The organism is Halomonas sp. 3F2F (assembly GCF_014897805.1).
Taxonomy (GTDB): Bacteria; Pseudomonadota; Gammaproteobacteria; order Pseudomonadales; family Halomonadaceae; genus Vreelandella.
Genome location: NZ_JABUZE010000184.1, coordinates 1 through 12,093 on the forward strand (window position 1 = coordinate 1; position 12,093 = coordinate 12,093).

Here is a 12,093-nt window from a genome sequence, read left to right on the forward strand (position 1 = left end):
CTTTCAGCCGCTTTCTTTTATACCCTGTGAGAAATCCGGGCTAGCAACGTTGAGCGAACATTGACAAAGTTATCCATGCCTTCGGGGCGAGTGAACAGCCAGCTCATACAATGCCCGCAGAAATAGTGGCGAGTGTTCCCATGCAGCCCACCGATAACGGGCTCTCCGGAGTTAATTGAGAATGCCTCGCTCGGATAAAGCGAACTCAAGCTAAACGCGCTAGATGTCATTTGCTGACATCCTGTGCAGTGACATGCCATGGTGATCATTGGCTTAGCACTAACCTCAAATTCTACCTGCCCGCAACGACAATGGCCTTTAACCTTACTTGATGTAGTGTCCACTTCAATTTACCTCTTCGTTGGATATGGTTAGCGCTCTCCTTCCCCAACCCAGAGGTTGGAAAAATGGCTATATGGCGCATAACACCGCGCTCTGCGGAAAATTTCGAGCCGCGAAACGGTGGAAAAATTGTCCGCCACCGTGAATTGTTAGGGGGTATGTATACGCTGCAAAATGAACGCAACACGCTCATTAATATTGCCTTGTGGGACTTCCAGTGTTTCGTACCCCCACTGCGAATACCACCTTTTCATACCGTCAAACACCGCTACGGACTCCTCAAACGTTTGATCACGCTCTGAATCAGTATCGTAAATTTCTTTCCAAGGAGGCAGAAGAAAGACAATGCTGTTATATGGAAATTTTTGAACGTATTGCGCTATTTCATCTCGCGTTAATGCGCTCTCCGCATCGAGCATATACAGCGCGTCCAGTACTCCGCGATCAAACAACATGACACGGTCGCAGGAGGCTGCATTCTGATACTTTTCGATATCCGCACTAAGTATCTCTTGGGCAAAAGAGACAGGGTCCGGTCGAGGCGATAACCCCGCTGCTAACCGCTCTTTGATTATTTTCCTAGCGGACTCCGGTGCGAAGCTATATCCACGCTCCGCTAGAGCACTAAGAATGGTCGTTTTTCCACCACCAGGGCCGCCGGTGACTACGAATCGATGGTTCATCTCACTCCTAATGAGGCTGTAGAAAATCTGAGTTCGAGCTGTCTCCACTGCTTACCATCCTAATTTATTTACCCAGCAAGTTTTTGCCCTATGCGATGGATCAACGGAGTGGCAGAGCCGATCCAGGGCGTGGGGTTGCCCTCGGGGCGACCAGACTGGGGCGTGCTTCACGATTTGAGGGAAATCTCCGATTGCCATGGGATTGAGCGTCACTTCATAGTAGAAGCCGGTCTCCCCATCACCCGCTCATCCGATTTCAAAAGACGCCACGCCAAACAGGCGAGTTAACGGCAGGGTTGGCGCCTCACCCCGGTACATTCGGGCGGTTTCAAATGACACCCTCATGCCATGCTGCTCGGCCAATGCCACCGCCGCTGGGTTGATGGCTGGCACATCAAGGAAAATCGGGTCCGATGGCGTCGTGCGGGTTTTCAAGGCGAGAAGAAGCGACTCGGCCAATGCCGGGCTGTCCGCTAACAGGGGACCGACCTTGTAGCCGTTGCGGCATTTCCGGATAACCCCATAGCCAGACAGCCTGTCATGCTGCATCACGCCCAGAGCATGACCATCGGGCTGGCTGATCCAGGCGCGGGTGAACTGTTCCCTATTGGCAGGGAAAAAGGGCCGCCCATAGGCGTCAATGGTCTCAAAAGGCAGGCTGGATAGCTCGACGATCCCAGCGTGCTGGGGCGCCTTTCCGCCCCCCACTCCCTCGTAGCGAATGTTGCGATAGGCCAGCGTAAAACCGGATTTCCGATAATTTTCCTGCTGATCGACGACACCATCGAGCCCAATGTGAAGGCCTTGAAGATAGCTCATCCCAGCCTGCCACAGTTGAAGCCCATACCCTTGTCCCCGGTATTCCGGCTTGACAATATAGAAGCCAAGAAAACCAAAGGCGTCGTCGTATTTGATCACCGAGATGGTGGCGATAGGCTCGTCGTCAAGCAGGCCGACGAGGAAACCCTTCGGATCGGCGGAAAAATAGCAGTCGGCATCGTGGAGCCCCGGATTCCAGCCTTCCTTTGCGGCCCATTCCATCGCGAGGCCCAACTCTTCGCGACTCATCGCCCTAATCCTATAGCGGTTATTGTTCATTGGTTGCTCTACGGAACATGAAAACGTCCTTATAGATTAGGCCTTATCAGAAAAGCGCGCATTGCTAACTAACAGGATCTGTAAATATGCACTGGCAGATGGCCGCTTAGGCTCGAAACCGATTGTTGTCGCCATCTCACCTGCCCCTCCTCCATTCATCCCCTTTAGGGCACAGACAATGTTGGCAAGCTATCCAAACGTCGCTTGTCGGCAAGCCTGTTAGCGGTCAATTAAGGAAGAGCTTGAAATAGTAGAGTTAAGTGACAGCCCTAAGGCTAATGCCAGTCATTTAAGGCTGACTGGCATTATCCCCTAGCCCCATATAGCAAAGCGAGCACCGCACATCATTCCCGAGCCACCGCACTGTCATTCCCGAGTGGGGTTATCGGGAATCTACCTTGACCTTGACCTGGAGCAGCCCGAAATCCCAGGTCAACATGGATTCCCGCTAAGGGCCTGCGGGAATGACGAGGGCGGCTCGGAGGGCTGGGGTGGAGTCATATTCAGGCACTTAATTAAACAAAAAACCCAGCCCATCGGCTAATGCCAGACATTTAAGGCTGGCTAGCATTCCCCCCTAGCCCCATAGCAACGCGGCCACCTCCCTAAGCGTGCACCGCACATCATTCCCGAGTCACCGCACTGTCATTCCCGAGTGGGGTTATCGGGAATCCACCTTGACCTGCAGCAGCTCGAAACCCCAGGTCAACATGGATTCCCGCTAAGGGCCTGCGGGAATGACGAAGTGGCGGGGCCTGCGGGAATGACTAAGTGGCAGGGCCTGCGGGAATGACGGGGGCGGCTCGGAGGACTTGGGTGGAGTCATTTTAAGGCACTTATTAAACAAAAAAACCCAGCCCATCGGCTAATGCCAGTCAGCCTTAACCGACCGGCATTACAGCCCTAAGACTGCTTTTAACTGAGCGATACACATACCAGCTCCCCTCCGAACCATTGCTGTTTTAGCCCGCGCTGTTTTTCCAGCAGGGTTAAGTATGGGCGTAGAAGGTGGTGGCTAGGCAACGTAACGTTAAGTTGACGTAGGCGGCGTTGGAATGGCAGTTGTTCAGCGGGTTGGTGTAGGGGCGTGACGTGCTGGGTAAGCCACTCGATGTCGGGTAGTAGTAAATGCGTGGCGCCGCTGTCTAGGGCTAGGGTCACGCCCTTGGCATCGAAGTCACCGGCGTAGAGGTGTGGCCGATTGGTTTTGCGCCATGCTGTTGTCAGTTGGGCAAAGCCACCACCGTAATGGCTGTCACCCCGGTAAACGACCAGCGGGTTAGCGTAGCCGCTCAGCGCTGCTATCTCTGGCGAAAACGCGTAGAAGCTATCCAGGTTTTCCACTTGGACGAGCGCACCAAACACCGACAGTTTCAAGCCGCTTACATCAACATCGCGTATGCTGCGCGGCTCTGGCGCAAGCCATGCAGAGGGCTGCGGCGGCAAGTTAATCAGCACGCGTTTTGCACGAGGGCCTTCGCGGCGGCTTTTATCCTCTTCAACGCCTTCAGCTGCTTGGGCGGCACTGCTTAAACCACTTAACGAGCGCCCTAGCGGTGCCAAACGGTCACTCTCCAACATGCTGTTGATTTGCGCCATTAGCGTGGCGTCAAAGCGCAGCGCTTGGTTGGAAATCCGCATGGTCAGATCAATATCTTGCTGATGGCACCATGCCACTACATCTTCGACCCACTTGCCACGAGATTTTTCTACCACGGGCTGGCAGTTAAGCTCTCGAACAACACTGTTAAGCCCGGCACGGGCGCGGCCTGATAACGTCATACCGCCACCGCCAGTGCAACGTCGTGAATCAGGCGCAGATCATTAAATGGGCTGGCTGGTGATTCGTCTTGATGTAGGCGAAACGCCTGTTGCTCGCTACGCGGCAAGCCCTGGTATTCGGAGATAACCTGAAACAGCCAAATTTCATCGGGCCAATCGAGCTGGCTGTCATACAGATAAGCGAGGGCGCTGATTGGCTCGGCGGAGGGCTGGTCTAACACCGCGAGGTAAAAGCGTTCGACATCTTGTTTAAGCGCCTGCTGGCGCGCAGCGGCAAGGTTATCTTCCGGTGTGAGCGCAGGCACTGCCGATTCAACGGTTTGCGTGGCATGGCGCGGGGTTGGCAATTCATGCAGCAGTTCGGCCAGCACGCGACTTTCCAGCGCGCGATCTAGCGCTGGCGCAGCGGCGGCATTTAATGGCGCAGCGTGGTTGAACAACGCTGGTACGTCGCTGCGTTTGGCGTAATTACTCGGCACAAAGCCTGGATGTTCGCGCATAAACGCGACCATGCCGCTGATCAAGCGGCTGCGTGCCTGCTGTTTGCGAAAGCGTGCCATTAGCTCAATTAACCGCCGTTGCACTTCCCGCAGGCTGGTGTAATGGTGGCTTAAGCGCTGCTGTAGCTGGCTGATGAGTAGCTTGCGCAGGCTGCCATCGCTGCCTACTAACGCAATCAGCTCGTCGAAGTCGATCAGTGCTAGGCCATCCAACAACCTAACAATCTGCTTCTGGGCGCGGTCGTTTTCGCGGATCTTATCGCTCAACTGGCTCACAAAGCCGAAATCGCTATTGAGCCGTTGCCAAAGGCTATCAATGGCATCGGCAAAACGGCCGTTTAGATCGTCAACTTCCTGTCGTAGGCGCAGCAACTGCTGCTCCTGTTGCCAATGCTCACCTCGGCTGCGAGCTTCACGGTAGCTGTGCACCAACGAACGCACTAGCTCAAGGGTTTCCGCGACATCGGCATTTACATGGCGGCGGGTTTCGTCGGCGAGCATTTCAGCGATCAGTTCGCGCACTTTAGGAGAGAGCTTTACGCCGCTCTGTTCATCTGGCCGCCATAACACTCGAGCGGCCAACAGCTTGCGCAGCGCACTGTCGTTGAGTCCGTCTAGCGGCACGTCATCGCGAGTGTAGCCCTGCATCAGTCGTTCGGCATGCTTGCCCAACAGCGCCAGCCGTTCAGCGCCGGTTTTTAGCAGGCGGCTTTCCAGTTCGCTCACAGCAGCGCCTCCTGGGCACCCTCTTCCCGCTCCGCATCAATGGGCAAGTTTTCCTCATCGCGGATAAAGCGCACCACCTCGATTAGGTAATCAATTTTACCGGTGACCACAAACACCTGACGCTCAGTGTGGGGCTGCAGCAAGTAGCCATGCTCTTTCAAGCGTTTAAATAGCTGCTTCACTTGGGCATCTAACTGGTCGCTCTGGGAACCAAAGAAGCTGTCTGTGGCTAGCCGTTCCAAACGCTCACGCAGGCTTTGGTTGTCTTCGCACTTAGCGCTGAACTCTGCGGGCTTGAGCACGTCGCCAGGGGCCGCCAAGGTGTCGCGGCCTAGCGCTTCTTGAACCAGCTGCAGCCATTCCAGCAATGGCAACAGGCTGTTGACCGTGTCACTCAACTGGCGCGATAGCTGCTCCCGAGCGGCCTCGTTCAGCTGTCGCCAAGCTAAAAAGTAGACACTGCCTTCATCATTGCTCGCCAGCCTGCGGTTGAGCGGGCGCAGGTAGTCATCAATCGCGTCGCGGGTCTCTTCATTTGCCAGGTGGCGGAAGGCGTTGTCATCACTGACGGCGCAGACAAACTCGCCAGCCAGCAAGCGTTCCAGTAGCGGGCCGTGTTCGATCATGCGGTCACCTCTTGCTGACGCTCCTTGATCCGCTGCGCAAGCGGGCTAAGGCGCGGCTCAATACGTTTTAGCAGGCGCTGGTTGGGCTGGTTAGGGTCCCGCTCAATCAGGTAGCGATTAGCAAACAGCAGCAGCACATCCGATTCTGGGTTGGGGAAAGCCCCCACAATGTGGATACGGTTGCTGTCACAAGCGTCGAACAACTTTTCGACATTGTGATAGGCCAGCGTGCCAATTTCATCAATCGGCCAATGGATAGCGATTTGCGCATCCCCCCGCAGCAGCCGCGTAAACGCCAGCAGGAACTTACACAAAATCAGGTAGGCCATGCCATGGCTGGAAGACTCCAACAGCTGGCGGTCGTTTTTGATCACCAGGTCAGTGCCGCCTTCGTTTAGGTGCAGTTCAAGGCGCAGCAGGCTTTCGAAACTGTACTGCTGGTCGCTGCGCAGCAAATCGACCACATCGGCCAGTGCATTAAGATAATCGTCGCTGGGCAGCATCTGGCCAGATTCCCGCCACGCTTTATAACGCTGGGCGAACAGCTTTAAAGGCTCCCAGAAGCCTAGTTCATCAATCGTCGATTGAATGCGCACTTCCGCTTTGCTGATACCTTCTAAACGCAGGTCATCCGCCACTTCGTCGGAAAGCCGACGACTTTGCGCACTGATACGGCGATTTAAATCTCGGAAGACAATAAAGAATTTATCCAGATCATCGCTTAAATTGCGCCCTTCCTGAATCAGCTGCTGCTGTTGATCTTCCAATAGTTTTAGCATGTCGCGCAGCAGCGGCAACACCAGTCGTGGGCTGTCGTTTGGCAGCTTCTCACGTTCGCTTTGCAGTGCATCGGCAAAGCCGCTGCTGGCATCTTTAATCAGCTGGCTTTCTACCTCCAGGCAGCCCCGGCGAAGCTGCTCCAGCTGCTGATGGCGGCTGGTTAACGCTTGGCGCGCACGCTCAATGCGCTCCTCCATGTCACCCACGGCCTCCGCTAAGGGCGCACTCTCTGCAACGATGTCCAAACTTTCCAGCTGGGTCAGTAAAGGCTTAAGGGCTTCTACGCTGCCGTGGGCATTTGCGCGCTGAATTTTTAGTTCATTAACCGCCGTTTGATGCGCTTCACGTGCAGCATGGAAGTCGTTCTTGAGGCGTGCTTTTTCGCGCTTCAACTGCTGGTCAAGCTGAACAAGTTCCGCTTCCTGAGCCACTAGCTGGGGCTTGTGCTGGCTCCACTCCACGCGCATAAAGCGTTGATAATCGGTGAGCTCTTCCTGGCGAGCAGCAATTTTACGAATACGTTCACTCTGCTGCTCTAGGCGTTTCTTCGTTTCCTGAAGCTGTGCGGGGTCCACGCCCTGCTCGGCAAGCTCCTGACTGAAGGCGGCTTCCAGCTCACTACGCTGGCGCTGATGCTCGGCGTTAGCGTCGCTAAGCTGCTGTTTGTACTGGCGTAACTGCGCATCCAGGCTATCCAGCTGGCTTTGCGCGTCGGCTTTTAACTCCAGCAACTGGCCTTGATGGGTTTCGGCAAGTTCGGCTAGCGCTTGGCGTTTCTCTTCGCGCAGTTCGGCCTGGGCCTGCTCTTGGCGAGTCAACGCCGCTTGGTGCTCGGCTCGGCGAGCCTGCTGACGCTTGGTATGGCGCTCTTGCTGCTGGCGGCGAGCCTCAAGGGCATACTCCACTTCCTGTTCGGCCCGCTGATACCCCATGCGCGCCTGATCTTGCGCCTCATCAGCCTGCTGAACCCGTTCGTTGTACTGCTTTAGGGCTTTTTCGGCAGCGACACATTCCGTTTGAGCACGCTGTTTAGCGCCATCCGCCTCTTCAATCGCCGCCAGCAAACTGGCTTCGTCTTGAGCGTAATCCGGCAGCGCAATAGCGCTTAGGTCCAGCGCTAGCCCGAACAGGTCATCGCTGGCGTCTTCAGCAAGCTGCGGGGCGAGATCTCGACGTTCAAGCAGTTCTGGGGCAATGACCTTGCCGAGTTGCTGCTCCCAGCCGGGGCGGTGGTAGCGCAAGAAGTGGCGCAAGCTGCCCTGTTCGGGGTCGCGCTGTTGATAGAGTGCATAGCAGTGCTGTTCGGCCCGCTCACGCTGCTGACGACACTGCACCAACTGCTGCTCGGCGGCATCGCGTTCACGTTTGTGGCTTTCAAGCTCGCGGCGTAGAGCTTCCAACGTGGCCGCAGCGGCGCTGCGTTCCTGCTGTGTTTGGTCTAAACGCGCTTGGGCAAGCTCGGCTTCTTGAGCCTCTTCAACGGTTTGGGTGGGCATTGCCAGCTGCGCTTTTAATTCGGCAAGCTGCTCAACACCCAGCTCTAACTGCGCTTGATACTCACCCTCTAGCCGTTGGCGCTCTTGCTGATAGCGCTCGTTATGCTGCTGTTCGGCTTGCCATTGCTGCTCTCGGCGTTGGGCTTTTTCCTCGACCAGGGCATCTATCAACTCCTGGTTTTCTTGGGTTTGGCGGGCAAGTGCTTCGGAAAGCTCGCGTAACCGGCCATCTAAGCGCGCCTGGCTCTCTTTTACCGCGTCTTGCATGACCTGCAGATGCTTCTGAAGCTGATCACGCTGTTCACGCCACTGGGGCAAGGCGTTGATGTCTCGCTCCAGGCCAGTCATGTCGGCATCGGCGTAGTGCTCAAACTGGGTTTGCAGATCATTTAGGCGGCGCTGCGTGTGCTGCAAGTCGCTTGCGACTTCACTGTGGCGGTCGTTCAGCTCATCGCGCTGCTGGGTGTAGGCATTTTCACGCTGTTGGAACTCGCGCTGGTGGCGGTTTAACTCACCATCCAGGTCCGCAGTGCGCTGCTCTGCCTGCTGATGGTCGGCGCTTAGCTGGGGTTTCAACTGCCAAAGCGTGGTCTCTAACTGGGCCAATTCGCGGTCGATACCGCCAAGCTTAGTCAGCGAGGCTTGCAGCGGCTCCAGGCGCATGGACTGGCGCATCTGGGCAATCCACTCCCGCGCTTTGGCACTGCGAATGCGGGTGACCGGCAGCTCGACGCCATCCTCTTCGAAAATTGCCGCCAGCATGGTTTTGAGGGTATCCATCTTGCCCTCTTTCGCATGCACAGCAGACACCAGTTTTTCGATATGACGGATACGCCGTTCAGGGTTAACCAAACTAAACTGCGCTGCAATTTGGCGCAGCTTTAATCCATCGCGGCTATTACCGTGCAGCTGGGTAAAATCGTTTTGAATCACCGAGCGAAACTCGGAGGTGGCTCCCAATTTGGAAGAGACAGCAATCCCGCTGCGACGCAGTCCGCTAGACCACTGTGGGTACTCCAGCGCTAAGGGGCCTTTTTCAGTTTCGATCAGATAGTCTTCTGGCCGGTAAGGGGCACCGACAAAACGGTACTCCACGCCACCTTCTTGCTTGCGCGTCAGCACGACTTGGCAAACATTGCCTGCTTCGCGGCGGTATTCGTAAACGAGATAGCTTTGACGAGTGGGCAAGTAGAAGGCATCAAACTTCATGCGGGTTTTCGGCACCACCTTATTGGGCAGCTCACCGTAAAACACCGGCACTAACCGCTGAAGCGTGGTTTTGCCTGACGCGTTGGTGCCGCAAATATTGGTGTGGCCATCCACATTGAGTTCAACCACCCCCGACAAGTGGCCGTGAATCATAACGATGCGTAGCAAATGCGCCATGCCGTGTCCTTGATCGTCAAACGTCCGAAAACGCTATCTTGCCAGACCTGGAGCAAGGCGACATCTGTTCAGGTGTGAACTATTGATTTATCTAATGGCAGTGCACATTGTGATCGACTGCTAACACCATTTGTATTCCTACCTCTCACTCTTCATTCGCTCTCTTAGTCACTCTCCCACGCTGTTGACCACAAAATCCCTAGCAACGCCTATATGGTAATCAATGGCCTCACGGCAAGCCTCGGAACTGCCGCTACCTAATGCATCCAGCAGCTTAAAGTGACTGGTGGCAATGGTGTCGGGGGCTTCGTGGGTTTTGGTGATCAGCGTAATGCACAGGCGAAGTTCGTGGGTTAAGCCATCAAATGCCCGCAGCAGCCGCTCATTACCCGCGTGATGAATCATTAAGCGGTGAAACTGCAGATCCTCCTCAATACGGCGTGTTCCATCATTGCTGACTGCCGCGTCGCACAAAATCTCTACCTGCTGTTTTAGCGCGCGCTCAGCGTCGCTGCTGTAGCGCTCCGATAAGCGCTGGATAGCATGGCGTTCAAGACAGAGCCGCAGATCGAAAACATCCTCTAATTCAACGGCATTCAACGCCCTAACAAAAAAACCGCGTCTTGGTTTTGAGATCAGCAGCCCACGACTTTCCAATAAGCGAGCAGCTTCGCGAACCGGCGCGCGGCTAACGCCTAAATCCCGGGAAAGCTGCACTTCTGAAAGCCGCTCACCAGGCAAAAAGTGTTGCTGGATAATCGCTTGCGTCAAATAGTCGGCCACCTGTTCAACAAGGTTTTGCTGTTGAATAAAGCCACCAGGAGCCACTGGGGAAGAGGCCATAGAGTTTACTCTTATTAGGTATTACGTACTTTTAGTATGACGCAAAAAAGTATTCTGTCGACGGCCGATTGACGACTGTCGACAGTTTTACAAACCAATGCTATGTTCAAAAAGGCCTCATATAACGACCTATAACCAAAATCCATAACAACAACTGGGCTGTTTTGTATCACGCCTCGCTCGCCTAACAATAACGTAAATCCATTACGTGACAGGCTTTGGCCTAGTAACCGAGGAGCAGAAACAAAATGAGAACACCTTTGGCTTTGGCAATTTCCGCTGCAGCACTCGCTTTTTCGTCGGCTGCCCTAGCAGACGACCCGAAACAAGGGGGTACGGTTAACACTATTATTCAACCAGAACCGCCAGGCTTAGTGCTGGGAATGGTGCAAAACGCGCCTACACGCACCGTGGCAGGCAATATCTATGAAGGGTTGCTGCGCTACACCACGGATCTGGAACCCATGCCGCAGTTGGCTGAATCATGGGACGTCAGCGACGATGGCCGCACCTATACTTTTCACCTAAGGGAAGATGTTACCTGGCACGACGGCGAGCCCTTCACCGCTGATGACGTGGTATTTTCTGCCGATGTTTTCCACCGCGAACTGAACCCCAGTGCGCGGGCCGTTTTACAACATGTGGAAAGCATCGAAGCAACGGATGACCACACGGTGGTATTTACCTTAACCGACCCCTTCGGCCCGTTCCTGATCTCCTTTGAGGCAGGCACCTTCACCATGGTGCCTGAACATCTGTATGCGGGCACTGACTTCCGCAACAACGAACACAACGACCATCCGATTGGCACAGGCCCTTTCAAGTTTGCTAATTGGGAACGCGGCACCGTGATCGAGCTGGTTAAAAACGATGACTACTACGAAGACGGGCTCCCCTATCTGGATGGCGTCAACTGGCACATCATCCCAGACGGTGGCTCCCGTGCAGTTGCCTTCGAGAACGGCACCATCGATGTACTGCCCAGCGGCACCGTTGAGAACTTCGATATCCCGCGCCTATCTGCCATGGATAACGTCTGTATGACAGAAGAAGGCCACGAATACTTCAGCCCCTTCGCCATGCTGTGGATGAACAACCGTGAAGGCCCCACCGCCGACAAACGCTTCCGCCAAGCAGTGATGTATGCCATGGATCGCGAGTTTGCCAAAGATGTGCTGTGGAATGGCTTAGGCAATGTGCCGCTCTCAGCCTTTGGCTCCAACGCGCGTTTCCAACATGACGGTTTAGAACCCTACGATCACAACCCAGAGCGCGCTCGTGAACTGTTGGCAGAAATGGGTTACGACGGTGAAGAGATCACTATTCTGCCACTTCCTTACGGTGAAACGTGGACCCGTTGGGCTGAAGCCGTACAGCAGAATCTGCGTGAAGTGGGCATTAACGTAAGCACCCAAGCCACCGACGTGGGCGGCTGGAACCAGCGCCTGGGCGATTGGGATTACGACCTCGCCTTTACCTACCTATACCAGTACGGCGACCCGGCACTGGGTATTTCACGCACCTACCTTTCCGACAATATTGCCAAAGGCTCGCCCTGGAATAACGTCGAAGGCTACGAAAACGAGCGTGTCGACGAGCTGTTCAACGCCGCGGCCACGGCTTTCCCCGACGAAGAGCGCGAAGCGCTTTACAGTGAAGTTCAGGAAATCCTGCACGAAGACGTGCCCGTTGGCTGGCTGATGGAACTGGGCTTCCCGACCCTGTACCGCTGTGATGTGCAGAACCTCGTCACCTCCGGCGTGGGTGTCAACGACGGCTTTAAAGATGCTTGGCTAGATCGCTAAACCCAAGCCACCCAGGTAGCGAGAGC

At 55.2% G+C, this 12,093-nt stretch carries 9 protein-coding genes; 1 reads left to right on the forward strand and 8 read right to left on the reverse strand.

From position 1 onward, the window contains the following. Positions 1 to 17: 17 nt before the first annotated feature. The 8 genes from INT21_RS18825 to INT21_RS18860 all read right to left on the reverse strand — a co-directional run bounded on the left by INT21_RS18825 (position 18) and on the right by INT21_RS18860 (position 10,262). Positions 18 to 344, reverse strand: coding sequence for a GFA family protein (locus INT21_RS18825; RefSeq protein WP_446719055.1), 327 nt, complete (start codon positions 342 to 344; stop codon positions 18 to 20). A gap of 147 nt (positions 345 to 491) precedes the next feature. Next, positions 492 to 1,025: an AAA family ATPase gene (locus INT21_RS18830; RefSeq protein ID WP_193068627.1), complete on the reverse strand. Its 534-nt coding sequence runs from the start codon at positions 1,023 to 1,025 to the stop codon at positions 492 to 494. Between the two features lie 246 nt (positions 1,026 to 1,271). Beyond that, on the reverse strand, positions 1,272 to 2,093 hold the full coding sequence (locus tag INT21_RS18835; protein WP_226912848.1) for a GNAT family N-acetyltransferase: 822 nt from the start codon (positions 2,091 to 2,093) through the stop codon (positions 1,272 to 1,274). Positions 2,094 to 3,038: 945 nt separating this feature from the next. Further along, a complete protein-coding gene (locus tag INT21_RS18840; RefSeq protein ID WP_193068554.1) occupies positions 3,039 to 3,905 on the reverse strand; it encodes a DUF7281 domain-containing protein in 867 nt (288 codons plus the stop codon). Then, positions 3,902 to 5,131: a hypothetical protein gene (locus INT21_RS18845; protein ID WP_193068553.1), complete on the reverse strand. Its 1,230-nt coding sequence runs from the start codon at positions 5,129 to 5,131 to the stop codon at positions 3,902 to 3,904. Before INT21_RS18845 ends, INT21_RS18840 begins: the two co-directional genes overlap by 4 nt. After that, a complete protein-coding gene (locus INT21_RS18850; protein ID WP_038481552.1) occupies positions 5,128 to 5,757 on the reverse strand; it encodes a condensin complex protein MksE in 630 nt (209 codons plus the stop codon). Before INT21_RS18850 ends, INT21_RS18845 begins: the two co-directional genes overlap by 4 nt. Then, complete coding sequence (locus INT21_RS18855) at positions 5,754 to 9,419, reverse strand: ATP-binding protein (RefSeq protein ID WP_193085576.1); 3,666 nt, start codon at positions 9,417 to 9,419, stop codon at positions 5,754 to 5,756. Before INT21_RS18855 ends, INT21_RS18850 begins: the two co-directional genes overlap by 4 nt. A 168-nt stretch (positions 9,420 to 9,587) precedes the next feature. Beyond that, positions 9,588 to 10,262, reverse strand: coding sequence for a GntR family transcriptional regulator (locus INT21_RS18860; protein WP_089039113.1), 675 nt, complete (start codon positions 10,260 to 10,262; stop codon positions 9,588 to 9,590). A 248-nt stretch (positions 10,263 to 10,510) separates the two neighbouring features. Here INT21_RS18860 and INT21_RS18865 point away from each other — a divergent pair, with 248 nt between their 5' ends. Further along, positions 10,511 to 12,067, forward strand: coding sequence for an ABC transporter substrate-binding protein (locus INT21_RS18865; RefSeq protein ID WP_193085577.1), 1,557 nt, complete (start codon positions 10,511 to 10,513; stop codon positions 12,065 to 12,067). Positions 12,068 to 12,093: the final 26 nt, after the last annotated feature.

What these genes read in the sequence shown, in the direction of transcription:
- INT21_RS18830 (WP_193068627.1), bottom strand. Translation starts at nt 1,025, where the DNA reads ATGAACCATCGATTCGTAGTCACCGGCGGCCCTGGTGGTGGAAAAACG.
- INT21_RS18835 (WP_226912848.1), bottom strand. Translation starts at nt 2,093, where the DNA reads ATGAGTCGCGAAGAGTTGGGCCTCGCGATGGAATGGGCCGCAAAGGAA.
- INT21_RS18840 (WP_193068554.1), bottom strand. Translation starts at nt 3,905, where the DNA reads ATGACGTTATCAGGCCGCGCCCGTGCCGGGCTTAACAGTGTTGTTCGA.
- INT21_RS18850 (WP_038481552.1), bottom strand. Translation starts at nt 5,757, where the DNA reads ATGATCGAACACGGCCCGCTACTGGAACGCTTGCTGGCTGGCGAGTTT.
- INT21_RS18855 (WP_193085576.1), bottom strand. Translation starts at nt 9,419, where the DNA reads ATGGCGCATTTGCTACGCATCGTTATGATTCACGGCCACTTGTCGGGG.
- INT21_RS18860 (WP_089039113.1), bottom strand. Translation starts at nt 10,262, where the DNA reads ATGGCCTCTTCCCCAGTGGCTCCTGGTGGCTTTATTCAACAGCAAAAC.
- INT21_RS18865 (WP_193085577.1), top strand. Translation starts at nt 10,511, where the DNA reads ATGAGAACACCTTTGGCTTTGGCAATTTCCGCTGCAGCACTCGCTTTT.